This window comes from Stetteria hydrogenophila, assembly GCF_054657575.1.
Genome location: NZ_BAAHYL010000001.1, coordinates 257778 through 272979 on the forward strand (window position 1 = coordinate 257778; position 15202 = coordinate 272979).

Consider the following 15202-nt stretch of genomic DNA (forward strand, 5'->3'; position numbering starts at 1 on the left):
TCAGGTTACCACGTCGGCGAGCCTCCCCTGGGAGGCGGCTAGGCGGATCTCCCTCGCTATCCTGCGCCCCGTGCTCATGGGCTCGTCCCAGTAGAGCGCCGAGTAGGGGCTTCCCGTTATGTAGAGGTTCGTGCCGGCCACTATCCTCCCGGAGAACTCGAAGACGACGATGTCGAGGTTCTCGGTCACCACGCTCTCGAGGCTGAAGGGGCCTATCACGCCCGGGGGCAGCCTCCTCCTCGTCGCCTCCACGAAGCGCTCCCCGTACTCCATGATCCTGGGGAGGAGGCTCTCCCTCATCACCAGGGGTATGTTCCCGGCGACGACGAAGCTCGGCTCCACACCCTCGGCGAGGCTTGGGGGGAGCCTCCTGAGGCCGTCTACGTTCGACTCATACCTCACGTCGGCCCCCATGATCTCGAGCCTGCCGAGTATCGGGCTGTAGAAGAAGTGGTAGTAGGCCGGGACGCCCACGACGTACTCCTGGATCAAGGCGTCGCGCGGCGACTCAATAACCCCCCTCCGCGCCAGCTCCTCGAGCCTCTCCGCCACCTCGCCTGGGTCCCTGGAAAGGAAGTAGCCCCTGCCACCCTTCGCCCCGGGAAGCTTCACTATAATTAGCCCCTCGAAGCTCTCGCCGGGCTCGTAGCTCCTCGGAACAGGGATCCCGGCCTCCCTTAGGAGGGAGAGCTTCAGCCTCTGGTCCGCCTCCACCCTCACGAGGCTCCTGAGGCCGAAGATGGGGACCTCGATCCTCTCCATGCACTCCGGCCCGAGGTACTCGACGGCGCTCCCGTGGGGCACGAGTATCGCGTTCAGCCCCCTGAGCCTCCCGGCCAGGGATCCCGTGCAGGCCCCGCTCCACCCGGGGACCTCGATGAACTCGTCTATGAAGTGCTTGAAGTTGGCGTAGAAGCGGAGCCTCTCCGCCGGCCCGATGACGGCGGTCCTGAAGCCCTCCTTGCTCGCCCCGTGGAGGATCTGCAGCGCCGAGTGGCTAGCGAGCGTCGCAACCGTCAGGTCCCCCTCGTCGTAGGCCTCGACGAGCCTCCGCCCGAGGGGCTCCAACTCACCCGCACCCCAGGATCCTCAATGCTAGAAGGGCGGCGTTCTCCGCAGAGCCTATGCCCACCGTTGCAACCGGAACGCCCCGGGGCATCTGGACTATCGAGAGCAGCGCGTCCAGCCCGTTTAGGGGGCCGACGGGGAGCGGGACCCCTATCACGGGCTTCCTCGTCCTCGACGCTATGAAGCCCGGCAGCGCGGCGGAGAGCCCAGCCATGGCGATGTAGACGTCTATCTCCCCGTCCCTCTCCCTGATGTACCTCTCCAGCTCCTCGGGGTTCCTGTGGGCGCTCAGCACCCTCACCTCAACCTCGACCCCGGAGTCCCTCAGGATCCCAGCAGCCTTCTCGGCATACTCCAGGTCACGCTCGCTCCCAACGATCACGGCAACCCTCCCAGAGCAGGGGGATCCCCGGCCGCCCTGCGCCCCCGCGGCCATGCTAGGTCACCACCTCCTCCAGGCATCCCTTCTCGAGGCACTCCCTAATCTCCATGGCGATCCTCCTCCCCATGCTTATGGGGCGGCCGAAGTAGAGCTTGCTGTACTGGCTCCCCACCCCCATGTAGGCGTTCGTCCCCCCACCGATCCTCAGGGCGACGTCGAAGACGACCACGTCTAGGTCTGGGGTCACCATGAGCTGGAGCGTGAAGGGGCCTATGACGCCCGGCGGCTCCACACGCTTGGCTGCCTCCACGAAGGCGTCGCCTATCTCGAACAGCTTGGAGAGCATGCTCTCCCTAATCGTCGCGGGCTCATGCCCTATCTCAACGTACTCCACGTCAACGTACTTGAGTACCTCCAGCTGCGCGTCGGCCGGCATGCGCAGCAGGCCGTCTAGGTTGGTCTGTATCCGCCTGTCTATGCTGAGGAGCTCAACCTCCCCGCGAGCTATGCTGTGGAAGTAGTTGACGTTGAAGTGGGCGCCTACGACGAGCTCCTCTATCGATGCCTGCGCCAGGTCCTCCTCCCTCACCACGCCGTCCCGCACGAGGCGGCGGAAGGTCCTCCAGAAGCCGTCCCTATCCGCCGCTATGAAGAAGCCCCTCTCAACCCTCTTCCTCGCGTGGGGCATCTTCACTATGACCGGCCTGTCGATGTCGTCCGGGGACTCGAACGTCCGCGGCCTCCTCACGCCGGCCTCGTCGAGTAGCTTGTAGTAGTTCTTCTCGCCCGTCCTCTCCTCGTAGCGCAGGAGGTACCTGTTCCCGTAGATCGGGACCCTGAACCTCTCCTCTATGACGTCGTAGCCTACGTAGACCGCGAAGCTCCTGTTCGGGACTAGCAGCGCGTTCCTCCTCCTCAACAGCTCAACGTTCTCCGGGAGGGCCACCTGGGAGAACCTATCGAGCACTATGGCCTCGTCCACTACCCTCCTGAACCTGAGGTACGGCTTCTCCCTGCCCCTCTGGCAGATGGCGAGCGTTGGGAACCCCTCGTCCTTCGCCCCGTCGAAGACGTCTAGCGCGGAGTGGCTCGCCACCGCCGCTATCGTAAGCCTCTCCAGGTCGTAGCCCTCAAGCAGCTCCCGCGGGTCGAACCTTATACTCAACAACCCCACCCCCGGGCGGCTTCACCACCACCCTCGGGCTGCCCCGGCGGACGCGGCCTATGACCCAGGCCCGGAAGCCGTGGGATCCCGCGAGCTTGACCAGCTCCTCGGCCGCCCCCGGCTCGGCGGCGAGGACGAGGCCGACGCCCATGTTGAACACCCTGTACATCTCCTCCACCGGGATCCCCCCGAGCTCCTGGAGCACCCTGAACACCGCGGGGGGCTCGGGGGGCTCGACCTCGATGTAGGAGTCGCCCCTCAGGATCCTGGCAAGCTTCGTGAAGCCTCCCCCAGTCACGTGAGCTGCCGCCGAGGCTAGGCCCCTGCGTATCGCCTCCAGGACAAGGTTTGAATATATGTGAGTCGGCCTCGCTAGCTCCTCCCCGATCCTCACGCCACCATACTCCACGTCGTAGCCGCCCAGCTTCTCCTCCACCACCCTCCTCGCCAGGCTGTAGCCGTTAGCGTGCAAGCCGTTGCTCTCCACCCCAACCAGGACGTCGCCGGGGCGCGCCTTGCCCTCGTACCCGGCCTCGACGGCCACCCCGAGCACGGTGCACACTACGTCGTAGCCGCCAGCCAGGCCCGGGAGTATGGCGGTCTCCCCGCCCACGAGGGCGACACCGCTCCTCACAGCCGCCTCCCGGACCCCCCGGAGGACCTCCCTGAACCCCTCCGGGTCGCTGCGGGGCATCGCCACGTAGTCGACCATGAGCAGGGGCTTGAAGCCGGCCACGGCGAGGTCGTTCACGTTCATCGCTACGCAGTCCCAGCCCGCCACCCAGAGCCTGCCAAGCCTCTCGAGGACTAGCGTCTTCGTGCCAACGCCGTCAACGTGGAGGGCCACGCGCTTCCCCCACAGCTCGGCCCACGCGGCGTAGCCCCCGAGGCCCCCCAGCTTCATCCCGCAGCGGCTCGCGGTCTCCACGACGGCCTCCAACGCCTCATCATGCATGGCTCTGTGTGCGTCGAGGTCAACTCCCGCCTTCTTGTACGTCCACCCTTCCAAGCCTAGCCTCCCCTCGGGGCCACCCTTAGCAGGCTGGCCGCCCTCCTCGCCTTCTCCCTGGCCTCCTCCACGGTTTCGCCCCTCGCCAGGACCACCGCCATCCTCCTGCCCCTGTACGTCACGGGCTTGCCGAACCAGCGCAGGTCCACGCCCTTCAACGCCAGAGCCCTGGCGGCGCCGTCGAGCCTGGGGAACCACTCGCCCTCCAGGTCGGTGTAGACGGCGTAGCTCGCCGCCGGGGTCAGCAGCTTCACCTCGGGCACCGGGAGCCCGACTGCGGCCCTGACGTGGATGGCGAACTCGCTCAGGTCCTGGCTGGCCAGCGTCACCATGCCGGTGTCGTGGGGTCTCGGGGCTAGCTCGCTGAAGAGGAGCCGCCCGTCGCCGGAGTAGAGGAATTCGACCGCGAAAACGCCGAGGCCTCCGAGCGCGTCGGCGACGCGGGCGGCGATGCTCCTGGCCTCGTCGAGGACGCTCCTGGGGAGCGTTGCGGGCTGCCAGGACTCGATGTAGTGGAACTCCCCGTAGCGCCAGTGCTCTATGGGCTCCAGCACGCCCGTGGCGACGCGGTCCCCGTCGAGGTAGCGGTAGGCGATCACGGTGAGCTCGGACTTCAGGTTCACGAACTCCTCCACAATGACCCTCCTGCTCTCGCCCCTAGCGTGGCTTATCGACTCCCTGTAGGCCCTGTAAACCGCCTCCCTCGAAGGCTCCGAGACCTTCACGTGCCCGTGGCCGCTGCTACTCATCTCGGGCTTGATGAGGCACGGGTAGCCGACCTTCTCGCAGGCCTCGTATGCCTCCTCCTCGCTGGATGCGAAGGCGTACCTCGTCGTGGGGAGCCCGAGCTGCTCGGCGGCGAAGCGGCGCAGCTCGATCCTGTTCATCGCTATCTTCACCGCCCTAGCGTTCGGGATAACCCTGTAGCCCTTGCCCTCTAGGTACTCCAGCGCATCAGTGGATATCGCCTCGACCTCCGGGATCACCGCCAGCGGCTTCTCCCTCTCCACCACGCTGACGACGGCCTTGTAGTCGAGCATGTTGAAGGCGTAGCTCCTGTGGGCCACGTGCGCCGCCGGGGGCCACTGGTACCTGTCGACCACCACGACCTCGAGGCCCAGGCGCTGGGCCTCGATGGCCACCTCTTTGCCCAGCTCCCCGCCGCCGAGGAGGAGGATCCTAGCCGCCTCGGGGCCGAGTGGGGAGGGTATGAACTCGAGGGGCCTAGCCCGGCTCACGCCTTTCCACCCCTAGACAGGGAACTGTAAAGCCTCCCGGCCCCTCTGGGGCCGGGCATGGGGTTCGAGGGGCTAGGAGTAGTCATAAGACAAAACACCCCTGCCCGGGATCCAGTCGTAGAGGGTGAAGAGCCCCTTCTCCCTGCGCCTAGTGTAGGATAGCCTGGCCGCCTCCGCCTGCTCCATGCGCTCCCTGAGGAGCGCCTCCGAGCCTATGTCCCACCGGTGTATGAGCGGGTGGCCGTCCAGCAGCCTGACGCCTTCCAACACCTTCTCCGCGCGCTCCGAGGCCTCCTGGAAGCTGCCGCCGCTGCAGGCCACCTCCACCGCCCTGGAGCCCGTGGTCACGATGGACCCGTCGGGGGCCCTGTCGACGCCTGCGTAGAGCACTGTGCAGCCGGCTCTCCTTGCCTTCTCCTCGTCGACCGCTAGGGGGTGCCCGCGCGCCCTCCCCCTATCCGCCGGGTAGCCGGCGGGGGCGGCGGCCTTGACGACGACGTACGTGTCGCAGCTCAGCCTGAGGGTGTACCCGGCCAGGCGGCGCGTAGCCGCCCTGTCGAGCAGCTCGAGGAAGTCGCTCTCAACCATGTAGAGGAGGGCGGCGGTCTCGGGGTCGCCGAACCTGGAGTAGTACTCGATGAGCGTCGGCCCCCAGAAGCCTGTGAGCATCATCTGCCCGCTCAGCGCGCCGATGTAGGGCTCCCCGATCTCGGCGCGGAGCGCCTCCACGGTCCTCCTGACTATCTCAACGCTCTCCTCGTACTCCCTCCTGGTTATGAAGGGGAGGGTCTCGCAGGGCCCGCTTATGGCTCCCATCCCACCCGTCTCCGGGCCCAGGTCGAAGGGGAAGAGGTGGGGGTGGTCCTGGACCGCTGGCAGGGCTACGAGGCTCTCGCCGTCCGTCACAGTCATCACCGTGTACTCGACGCCCTCCACCCTCTCCTCAACTATGACCGAGTGCTCGATGTCGCTGTACTTGGACTTGACGAGGCCCGCGACTCGGGCTGCGTAGCCCGAGGCCGCCTCCCTCACGGCGCCCCTCAGGTGCTCGAAGGACTCGGGGAACACCCTGACGCCCCTGCCCCCCGCCTGCCTCGCCGGCTTCACCGCGACGTCTCCAAGGGCCCTCGCGTACCTCGCTGCCTCCTCGGGGTCCTTGAACGCCATGAACCTGAGCCTGCCGGGGATCCTGTGCTTCCACATCAGGCTCCTCGCGAACACCTTATCCTTCTCTATCACGGCGGCCCTGGAGCTCGGCCCGAACACCGTGAACCCCTTCTCCCTCAGCGCGTCGGCCACCCCGGCGAAGAGGGGCTCCTCAGGGCCGACCACGACAAGGTCCGGCGAGAACGCCTCTGCAGCCCTCGCCACGTCGCCTGGGCTCGTCGGGGATCCCCTGTAGTACGCTCCCCCAGTCTCCTCGGCGACCCTCGCGAGCCCGGGGTTCCAGTGGCCCGCGAGCACCCCCACCCTCGGCTCGAGGGGGCTGCGGGCCACTAGGAGGGCGAGCGCGTGCTCCCTACCCCCATCACCTACTATGAGTACCTTCACCCCTCACCACCCATGCAGAGCGTGCAGGGCTCCACCCCGAACCGCCTGAGGTACTCGACGGCCTCGCGCAGGGGGAGCCAGGCGAGGCTGTCAGCGTCCAGGGCCCTAGTGATGACCTCGTCGTCGAGGTGCCTGGCGATCAGCGTCTCCGGGTTGAACTCCTGGAGCCTGTACGGGCAGGTGCCCACTATCTTCGGGCTCGACACGGCGACGTGGACCTCCCGGGCGCCGTAGGCACGCCTCAGCCTCTGGATCACCACCTTCAGGGTGAGGCCGGTGACGACGCTGTCATCCACTATCGCCACGGACTTGCCCTTGAAGACGCCCGGGACAGGGTTCAGCTTGAGGCTGAGGGTCATGAGCCTCTCCTCGAAGCTCATTGGGGCGACGGCGGTCCTCACCCTGCCCACCGTCGAGGTGAAGCCGTACTCCAGCCTCGCCCCCTTCTCCTCGGCGTAGCCTATGGCGTAGGGTATAGCCGTCTCCGGCACGCCCGCTGCCACGTCGACCTCGGCCTCGTGGCGCCTCGCCAGCCTCCTCCCCATCTCCCTCCGGAACTCGTAGACGTTCACCCCGTCCACGATGCTGTCGGGCCTGGCGACGTAGACGTACTCCATGAGGGAGGTCCTCCTCACGCCGCCCACTCGGACGCGGTCGAACGTGAACCTGTCCCCGTAGACGGCCTCGCCGGCCTTTATGTCGTAGCGGGGCGAGCCGCCCATGAGGGTTACCGGGGCAGTCTCGCTTGCAGCGTAGAGGGCCTCGAAGCCGTAGCCGCCGAGGCTGAGGGGCCTCCTGGGCTCCCTCCCCCTCCCGGCCACGTAGACCCCGTCGCTCCTCAGCACCACCGCCGCGCAGGGCGAGTACTCCTCCCACCCGGCGATGGCCTCGGCAGCCTCCTCGCCCCTCCCCTCGAGCGCCAGCTCCGCGAGCCTCGCGGCGGGGCAGCCCCCGTCGACTGCCGCAACCGCCCTCAAGCCGTTGGCCTTCACCGTGGCCAGCTTGGCGGCTGGGGCGACTGCGGCTGCGACTGCGTAGCCGCTGGGGAGATCGAAGTCCCCCCACGGGTCGGCCTCGCCGGTCTTGAATCCCTCGCTGGTTAGGACGGCGTAGCTCACCCTGTACCCCCTGTGCCTGAGGCCCATGACCCCGTAGTAGGCGTACCTACCGGCGTCCTGGTCCTGCTCGTAGAAGTACGCTAGCAGGAGGCCCACGGCCGCTCACCTCCTCCCAAGGCTGAACCTCCCCTCCAAGAGGTCCAAGTCCAAGTCGTGGGGGTAGGCCCCCGTAAAGCAGCCGAGGCAGACGGGCCGCCCGATCGCCCTAACCAGGTTCTCGACGGTGTTATACAGGAGGGAGTCGGCCCCGATAAACTTGGCAACCCCCTCCACGCCGAGCCTCCTCGCAATAAGCTCGGACCTGCTGGGGATGTCGACGCCGTAGAAGCAGGGGAAGAGTATGGGGGGCGAGGCGCTCCTGAAGTGGACCCTCCACGCCCCCGCCCTCCTGAGGAGCTTGACTATGTGGCGGGAGGTGTCCCCCCTCACTATGGAGTCGTCAATGACGGCGACGCTCTTCCCCTGGAGGGCTGAGGGTATGACTGTGAACTTGGACCTGAGCACCTCCCGCCTCACGCCGGGGGATGAGATGAAGGCCCTGCCCGTGAACCTGTTTCGGTAGAGGGCCTCGTCGAATGGGACCCCCCTCGCCTCGGCGTAGCCTATCGCGGCGCTCCTCCCGCTGTCGGGCACGGGGACGGCTACGTCTACCTCCTCCCCGTCGATGCCGGCGAGGAGGGCCCCCATCCTCTTCCTCGCCTCGTGGGCCACGACGCCCTCGAAGACACTGTCGGGCCTGAGGAAGTAGATGTACTCGAAGGCGCAGGGCCTAGGCTCCCCCGCCCCGGGGAGGCTGCCGGCGTAGCACTCGGGCCTCCCCCCGTCGGCGTGGCAGTGGAGGTAGCCCGCCGCCCCTAGCTCCCTCCACTCCAGCCCCAGGCCCGCGAGGGGGCCCGTCTCCGAGGCGACGGCTAGGAGCACGCCTGGCTCGTAAGCGTAAGCTAGGGGCCTAACCCCCAGGGGATCCCTGGCGGCCACAAGCTCCCCGCGGGGGGTGAGGGCTACCAGGCTGTAGGCCCCCCTCAGGACCCGGGAGGCCTCTCGCACCGCGTCCGCCAGGCTCCCCTCCTCGAGGTAGAAGTGCTCGATTATATCAGCTAGGGCCTGCGCGTCCCACGCGTACCCCCTCGACCCGAGGACCTCGCCGGCTGCCTCCACGTAGTTGTGGATAGTCCCGTTGAAAGCCACCGTGACCAGGCCCCTGGAGGACTTGACGGGCTGGTACCCAGAGTAGCCCCCACTAGTGGAGTACCTCACATGCCCGATCACGACGCCCGCACGGGCGAGGGGGCCAGGCGACTCCCGGGGGCTGGGGAGGGCCTGCCACACGTAGCCGCTCCCACCCACAACCCTGACCTCCCCGCCCGCAGGGAACGCTACGCCCGCGGCGTCGTGGCCCCTATGCTGCTCCCCGACCAGGATCTCGTAGACGCTCGCGTACGCCCCGGGGCCCAGCCAGGCTGCGATGCCGCACACGCTACGCCACCCCCTCCAGCGCCCTGAGCGCGGACTCGTAGGCCTCCCCGGCCTCCTCCAGCCCAACCGTGAAGCCTGAGCCGGCGAAGCGGACCTCCAGCACCTCCCCGCCGGTGGCCCTCCCGATCACCGCCGCGGGGACCCCGTGGCTCCTCGCGGCCTCCAGGAACTCGTCGAGCCTCCCTGGGGGCACCTCGAACACCATGCGAGCCGGGGTCTCGGAGAAGGCCGCCTCCAGGGGGGAGCAGCCGCTGCAGGCCCGGGAGAGGTCGACCTCCACGCCGACTCCCCCCCTGACAGCCATCTTAGCCACGGCGACGAGCAGGCCGCCCAGGCCCACGCTGTGGGCGGAGCACGCAAGCCCCCGGGAGGCCGCCTCGGCGGCGAGGCGGGCGAGCCTCCTCTCATCCTCTGGCCTGGGCTCCGGGGGCTCCCCGGCTGGGCGGCCGAGGATTGCCTCCGCGGCCTCGCTCCCCCCGAGCTCCGGCCTCGTCTCCCCCGCAGCCACGATGAGGCCTCCGCAGTGGAGGGCGTTGGGCAGGGCCTTCGAGACGTCCCGGATCCTGCCGACGACGAGGACTGAGGCTACGGGGTCGATCATGTTCCCCCTGCTGTCCTCGTTGTAGAGGCTCACGTTGCCCCCGATGAACGGCACTCCCACCCCCGACGCCGCCCAGGCGAGCCCCTCGATGATCCTGGCGGTGTAGCCGTGCTGCTCGGGCTTCTCGGGGTTCCCCGAGTTCACGTTGTCCAGCGCCGCCAGAGGCTCCGCGCCGACCGCGGCGACTCTACGGTAAGCCTCCAGGAGGCTGAGGGCGGCGCCGCGGAACGGGTCGAGCCTCGTGTAGCGCGGGTTCCCGGCGACCGCCGCCGCGAACCCCCTCACCGTGCCGTCCCTGAGCCAGGCGACTGCGGCGTCGTAGTAGCCGGGCTGGCCCACCGTCCTCCCCCCGACGCCCCAGTCGTACTTCTCGTAGACGAACCTCTTCGACCCCACGTTCGGCCTGGCCAGGAGGTTGAGGAGAATCTCCCTCACGTCGCCCTCCAGCGGGGGCAGCTCGGGCGGGGGCGGCGGCGCCTGGGCCCCCCTCTCGGGGAGGGGCGGGTTGGCCGCGAGCTCCACTGGAAGGTCGACCACCGGGATCCCGCGGTAGAGGAAGCGGACCCTCCCGTCGCCGGTGAAGTAGCCTATCACGCTGTACTCGACCGAGTACTTGTCGAGCACCGCCAGGAGGTCCCCGAGCCTCCCCCTCCTGGGGACGAGGAGCATCCTCTCCTGGCTCTCGGAGACTAGTATCTCGGCGGGGGTGAGGTTGTGCTCCCTCAAGTGTACCCTGTCCAGGTGGACCACGAAGCCCACGCCGCTCGAGGCGGCGGTTTCAACCGTTGCGGTCGCCAGCCCGCCCCCGCCGAGGTCCTTGACGTGCCTCAGGATCCCGCGCTGGAAGGCCTCGGTTAAAGCGTCGATTAGAAGCTTCTCCAGGAACGGGTTCCCCACCTGGATGGCGGCTAGGTCCTCCTCGTCCCCACCGAGGGGCTTGCTCGCGAAGCTGCTGCCGAGGAGGCCGTCCCTGCCCGTCGTGTTCCCCGCCAGCACGATGACGTCCCCGGGCTCCACCCTCCCCTCCAGGATCCTGGAGGGGTGGACTACGCCTATGCAGGCCACGTTGACTAGGGGCTGGTTGTTGTAGCTGGGCGAGAACCAGGTGTAGCCGGCGGCGGTTGGGATCCCGACTCGGTTGCCGTAGTCGCTTATCCCCCTCACGATGTTCCTGGCCAGCCACCTGGCCCTCGGCGAGCTGGGGTCCCCCAGGTAGAGGGCGTCGAGGAGCATGACCGGCCTAGCCCCGAGGCTCAGGACGTCCCTTATGATCCCGCCCACACCCGTCGCGGCCCCGTTGTAGGGGTCCACCGCCGAGGGGTGGTTGTGGCTCTCAATCCTCGCGACGAGAGCGACGTCGTCGAACAGCTTGACCGCGCCGGCGTCGCGGCCCGGGCCCACGAGCACCCAGGGCGCCCTCGTGGGGAGCCTCGAGAGGAGGCGGCGGGTGCTCTTGTAGCTGCAGTGCTCGCTCCACTCCGCCTCGAGCAGCGCGGCCTCCTCCCTCGTCAGCCTCCTCCCAAGCCTCTCCTCCGCGTACCTCAACTCGTACTCGCTCAGAGGCACCGCTACCACCCCCTCCTCAGCGCCTCCCCTATGCTCTCGAACACCACCCTGCCGCCGGCGTCGAAGCCCGGTGGGGGCTGCCAGGGGAACGAGGCCCTCTCGGGGTGGGGCATGAGGCCTAGCACCGCTCCGTCGGGGCTGCCGAGGCCCGCCACGCCGGCCACGCTGCCGTTCGGGTTCTCGTCGTACTCGAGCCAGGGGCGCCCGGCGAGCAGGCCCTCCGGGTCCCCCGCGTAGAACCTGCCCTCAGCGTGGGCTACTGGCATGGAGTACCACTCGCCCTCCCTGGCTAGGAGGAGCCAGGGCCCCCGGGGGTTGTGGATCCTCACCCTCAGCCAGCGGGCCACGAAGGAGCCCCCCTCGTTGGCTAGTAGGCTCCCGGGGAGTAGGCCTGCCTCCGTGAGGACCTGGAACCCGTTGCAAATCCCGAGGATGGGGACGCCGTTGTCGGCGGCCTCCCTCACCTCGCCCGCCGCCCTGCTCCAGGAGGCTATCAACCCCGCCCTGCCGTAGTCGCCGTAGCTGAAGCCGCCGGGGAGGATTACAGCGTCCCACCCCCTCCACCTGAAGTCCTCGTGCCACACCACGCTAGCCTCTACCCTGCCCACCTCCCTCGCGGCGTAAGCAGTCTCCTCCTCGCAGTTAGTGCCTGGGAACTTCAGCACCGCCACTCTCGCCAAGCACGACCACCTCTACCTCGTGGACCACCGGGTTGTAGAGCCTCGTCTTCCCGGCGATCTCCAGCACCCTCCTCGACGCCTCCTCCCTGCCGCCGGCCTCCACCGTGAAGGCGAACGCCTTGCCCGCCCTCACATCCTCGACGTCCCTGTAGCCGAGTGCCCTCAACTCGTGGGCGAGCGTCTCCCCCTCCGGGTCCCGGGCGCCCTTCTTGTAGAACACCGTCAGGAGCACCCTGTAGACAGGCATCACGCCCCGCACCTCCTCGACGGCCGGCCGGCTAGCTCGACGAGCCTGGCATAGGCGGAGGCCAGCGCCCGCGTGTCCCTCGTCCTCCTGTAGATCTCCTTGTCGAAGTGCCTGCCCTCCCCGTCGACGAGTCTCATCGTGTCCCCGCTGATCTCGTCAACCACCACGAAGCCCCCGGGCCCCCTGGCGACCTCGATCTTGAAGTCGACCAGGGTGAGCCCCCTCTCAGCCCAGAACCCAGTGAGGACGTCGTTAACCCTCAACGCCAGAGACTCCAGCTCCCCCAGCTCCTCCTCGCTGAGCAGGCCCGCGATGACGGCGTCGCGGGGGTGGAGCAGGGGGTCGCCGAGCGCGTCGTCCTTGTAGTGCAGCTCCACCAGCGCCGGCTTTATGGGGGTGAAGGGCTTCGCCAGCGGTATACGCTTAGCCATGCTGCCGTAGACGTAGTTCCTCACCGTCACCTCCAGGGGGAGGACCTCCAGCAGCCTCACACGCACCCTAGCCCCGCCCTCGTAGCAGAGGTAGTGCGTCTCCACGCCGGACTCCTCGAGCAGCTCGAAGAGCCTGGCCGAGAGGAGGGCCGAGAGCTCCCCCTTCCCGGGGACGGTGTCGTGGAAGCGCCCGTTGAACGCCGTCACGTCGTCCTTAAACTCGAGCACAGCCTCGCCTGGGCCGGCCTGGAAGACCCTCTTCGCCTTACCCTCGTAGATGAGCTTAGGATGCGAGCCAAGCCCCGGCATGCCCGGCTACTTACCTCCTTCAAGTAAAGCCGGCGGGGGGTCCCCCTTTAACGTTTTCCCCTCTATACACCCTTCTAGGGTAAGCTTAAATACACCCCGCCCCTTGTGGAGGGGTTTAATTGCAACTCTTCACCCATTTACTGGGTTAAGTAAAAGGGTGTGCGCCGTGGCTAAGCGGCTGGACACGGTCAAGGCTCAAGTGAGGGCGGCAGAGGTCCTGAGGCTCCTCCACCAGAGCTTCAGCTACAGGGAGCTCGAGGGGATGCTGGGGATCCCCAGGTCCGCGCTGGCCCAGTACGCCACGGGCTCGAGGATCCCGAGCCCGGCGCAGGCGGCCCTGATAATCAACAGGGTGCTGGAGGCCGTCAACCTGGCCCAGGTCATAACGTCGAAGCTGAAGACTATGGGGAGCATAGCGGACCTGGAGGACGTGGTGCTAGACCCCCTAGTCTTGAACCTGGCGTCGCTCTGGGTGGAGTCAAGGTACAAGGGCTGGGTGGACGTGGTGCTATCCGCGGAGACCATAGGCGTGCCCCTGGCGACGGCTATCAGCCTCTCCCTAGGCGCCCCGCTGGTTATAGCGAGGCGCAACCCCGAGAGCCCCATGAAGGAGTACATCAGGGCCGAGGCGGGGGAGCCCCCGTTCGGGACTAAGGTCTTCTACATCCCGAAATCCAAGATGCCCCCCAACTCCAGGGTGCTCCTAGTCGACGACCTTGCCCGCACGGGGGTGACGTTCGAGGCGCTCGCGCGGGGCGTCGAGAAGGCGGGGTCGAGGGTCGAGGCCGCCGTGACCCTGATAGCCTTAGGGACTACGTGGCGCGAGAGGCTCAGAAGCCTGGGGGTGAGGAGTCTCCACGCATTCCTGGAAATAACCTAGCTACGCCCGCCGTGGCTGGGGCGCTGCTGCCCTAGCGCGCCTCTACGCCCCGGTCCTCATCGACGTCCACGCCTAGCCTTCTGAGCACGCTCCTAGCCGCTATCACTCCCGTCGCCGCGGCCACGTTGATGCCCCTCGAGAGCCCGGCGCCGTCGCCCGCGGCGAATATGTTCGGCTGGCTGGTCTCCAGCTCCCTGGAGACCACGGCCCTGACGCTGTAGAACTTGATCTCGGGGGCGTAGAGGAGCGTCTGGGGGGACGCCACTCCGGGCATTATCTTGTCGAGCCTCTCCAGGCCCTCGATTATGTTCGCCACCACCCTGTACGGGTAGGCCATGCCTATGTCGCCCGGGGTGACGCTCTTCAGAGTCGGCTCGATAGCGCTCCTCTCAACCCTGCTCCACGTGCTCCTACGCCCCGCCTCGAGGTCGCCGAACCTCTGGATTATCGGCTTCCCGCCCCCGAGCTTGGTGGCGAGCCTCGCGATGCTCTTGCCATACTCGATCGTGTCCTCCATCGGGTCGGTGAGCCTGAGCGTCACGAGCAGGGCGAAGTTAGTGTTCTTCGACTTCACGGCCATGTAGCTCTCCCCGTTCACGCCGACGGTCCCGTCGGGGTACCTCTCCTCCACCACGAAGCCGTTGGGGTTGACGCAGAAAGTCCTGACCTTGTCGTCGTACACCCTCGTGTACATGATTATCTTCGGGTCCCTAACGATCCTGGTTATCGGCTCGGTGATGTACGCTGGGACCTCGACGCGGACGCCAACGTCTAGGGGGCCAGGCTCCGTCTCTATCCCCCGCCTCCTAGCGAGCTGGGCGAACCAGTCCGCCCCGCTCCTCCCGGGAGCTAGTATGACGTACCTCGCCTTGAACTCCCCCCTGCTTGTCTTGACCCTTATCCACGATTCGCCCGGCTCGACGTCGTGGGCCTGGGTGAGGGTGTAGACCTTCACCCCCCTCTCCTCTATGAACCTGGTGATGTTCTCTATCACCTTCACAGTGTTCTCGGTCCCCATGTGCCTCTGGGGCGTCGGTATGAACTTCGCCCCGGCGCGGGCGGCCAGCCTCTCTAGCTCGGAGGACTCCTCGTCGCTTATCCTGTAGACGGCGTCGGGCGCCCCGAACGCTGCGAAGACGCTGTCAACGTAGTCTATGAGCCGCTGCGCCTCGTCCCAGCTGTCTAGGAGCCTGTCCAGGTCCCCGCCCACGTCTGGCCTGAGGTTTATGGTTCCACTGCTGAGCGCCCCCGCCCCGCCTATGCCCTGCATCACGTGGCACGGGGTGCAGGCAACGCACTCCCGAATCCTCAGCTTCTTCTTGAAGTCGAACATCGGGCAGCGCCTCTGCGCCGCGCGGAGACCCCTCTCAACGAGGGCGACCCTGACCTTGCCCCCCGCGTGCGCGGCGATCTCGTATGCCGCGAAGAGACCCGCTGGGCCTCCCCCGACTATCACCACGTCGAACTCGCCAGCCACGGCT

At 67.5% G+C, this 15202-nt stretch carries 14 protein-coding genes; 1 reads left to right on the forward strand and 13 read right to left on the reverse strand.

Going from position 1 to position 15202, the window contains the following annotated elements:
• From ACYQ3J_RS01390 to ACYQ3J_RS01445, 12 genes are all read right to left on the reverse strand, one after another.
• Nucleotides 1–1020, reverse strand: coding sequence for a formate--phosphoribosylaminoimidazolecarboxamide ligase (locus ACYQ3J_RS01390; protein ID WP_460124582.1), 1020 nt, complete (start codon nucleotides 1018–1020; stop codon nucleotides 1–3).
• Nucleotides 1021–1069: 49 nt separating this feature from the next.
• Nucleotides 1070–1504, reverse strand: a complete 435-nt coding sequence (gene purE, locus ACYQ3J_RS01395; RefSeq protein ID WP_460123459.1) for a 5-(carboxyamino)imidazole ribonucleotide mutase — start codon at nucleotides 1502–1504, stop codon at nucleotides 1070–1072.
• 1 nt (nucleotide 1505) lies between these two features.
• Nucleotides 1506–2615 carry a formate--phosphoribosylaminoimidazolecarboxamide ligase family protein gene (locus tag ACYQ3J_RS01400; RefSeq protein ID WP_460123462.1) on the reverse strand — a complete coding sequence of 370 codons (1110 nt, stop codon included), beginning with the start codon at nucleotides 2613–2615 and terminating at the stop codon, nucleotides 1506–1508.
• Nucleotides 2581–3624 carry a phosphoribosylformylglycinamidine cyclo-ligase gene (gene purM, locus ACYQ3J_RS01405; protein WP_460123466.1) on the reverse strand — a complete coding sequence of 348 codons (1044 nt, stop codon included), beginning with the start codon at nucleotides 3622–3624 and terminating at the stop codon, nucleotides 2581–2583. The genes ACYQ3J_RS01400 and purM overlap by 35 nt, the downstream gene beginning before the upstream one ends.
• 2 nt (nucleotides 3625–3626) lie before the next feature.
• Nucleotides 3627–4862 carry a formate-dependent phosphoribosylglycinamide formyltransferase gene (gene purT / locus ACYQ3J_RS01410; protein ID WP_460123469.1) on the reverse strand — a complete coding sequence of 412 codons (1236 nt, stop codon included), beginning with the start codon at nucleotides 4860–4862 and terminating at the stop codon, nucleotides 3627–3629.
• Nucleotides 4863–4934: 72 nt separating this feature from the next.
• Entirely contained in the window at nucleotides 4935–6413 is a 1479-nt protein-coding gene (gene purD / locus ACYQ3J_RS01415) for a phosphoribosylamine--glycine ligase (RefSeq protein ID WP_460123472.1), read from the reverse strand.
• A complete protein-coding gene (locus ACYQ3J_RS01420; RefSeq protein ID WP_460123475.1) occupies nucleotides 6410–7627 on the reverse strand; it encodes a phosphoribosyltransferase family protein in 1218 nt (405 codons plus the stop codon). The genes purD and ACYQ3J_RS01420 overlap by 4 nt, the downstream gene beginning before the upstream one ends.
• Before the next feature lie 6 nt (nucleotides 7628–7633).
• The gene (locus tag ACYQ3J_RS01425; protein WP_460123478.1) at nucleotides 7634–9007 is read right to left on the reverse strand and encodes an amidophosphoribosyltransferase; all 1374 of its coding nucleotides are present in this window, start codon (nucleotides 9005–9007) and stop codon (nucleotides 7634–7636) included.
• Nucleotide 9008: 1 nt separating this feature from the next.
• Nucleotides 9009–11174, reverse strand: a complete 2166-nt coding sequence (purL, locus tag ACYQ3J_RS01430) for a phosphoribosylformylglycinamidine synthase subunit PurL (protein WP_460123481.1) — start codon at nucleotides 11172–11174, stop codon at nucleotides 9009–9011.
• Nucleotides 11175–11176: 2 nt separating this feature from the next.
• On the reverse strand, nucleotides 11177–11845 hold the full coding sequence (purQ, locus tag ACYQ3J_RS01435; protein ID WP_460124585.1) for a phosphoribosylformylglycinamidine synthase I: 669 nt from the start codon (nucleotides 11843–11845) through the stop codon (nucleotides 11177–11179).
• Nucleotides 11817–12101: a phosphoribosylformylglycinamidine synthase subunit PurS gene (gene purS / locus ACYQ3J_RS01440; RefSeq protein WP_460123484.1), complete on the reverse strand. Its 285-nt coding sequence runs from the start codon at nucleotides 12099–12101 to the stop codon at nucleotides 11817–11819. Before purS ends, purQ begins: the two co-directional genes overlap by 29 nt.
• On the reverse strand, nucleotides 12101–12841 hold the full coding sequence (locus ACYQ3J_RS01445; protein ID WP_460123487.1) for a phosphoribosylaminoimidazolesuccinocarboxamide synthase: 741 nt from the start codon (nucleotides 12839–12841) through the stop codon (nucleotides 12101–12103). The genes purS and ACYQ3J_RS01445 overlap by 1 nt, the downstream gene beginning before the upstream one ends.
• 166 nt (nucleotides 12842–13007) lie before the next feature.
• Between ACYQ3J_RS01445 and ACYQ3J_RS01450 the strand changes: the two genes are divergently transcribed.
• Nucleotides 13008–13721, forward strand: coding sequence for a phosphoribosyltransferase family protein (locus ACYQ3J_RS01450; protein ID WP_460123490.1), 714 nt, complete (start codon nucleotides 13008–13010; stop codon nucleotides 13719–13721).
• A gap of 31 nt (nucleotides 13722–13752) precedes the next feature.
• Here ACYQ3J_RS01450 and ACYQ3J_RS01455 read toward each other — a convergent pair whose 3' ends face one another.
• The gene (locus tag ACYQ3J_RS01455) at nucleotides 13753–15198 is read right to left on the reverse strand and encodes an NAD(P)/FAD-dependent oxidoreductase (protein ID WP_460123493.1); all 1446 of its coding nucleotides are present in this window, start codon (nucleotides 15196–15198) and stop codon (nucleotides 13753–13755) included.
• Nucleotides 15199–15202: the final 4 nt, after the last annotated feature.

What these genes read in the sequence shown, in the direction of transcription:
- ACYQ3J_RS01445 (WP_460123487.1), bottom strand. Translation starts at nt 12,841, where the DNA reads ATGCCGGGGCTTGGCTCGCATCCTAAGCTCATCTACGAGGGTAAGGCG.
- purS (WP_460123484.1), bottom strand. Translation starts at nt 12,101, where the DNA reads ATGCCTGTCTACAGGGTGCTCCTGACGGTGTTCTACAAGAAGGGCGCC.
- purE (WP_460123459.1), bottom strand. Translation starts at nt 1,504, where the DNA reads ATGGCCGCGGGGGCGCAGGGCGGCCGGGGATCCCCCTGCTCTGGGAGG.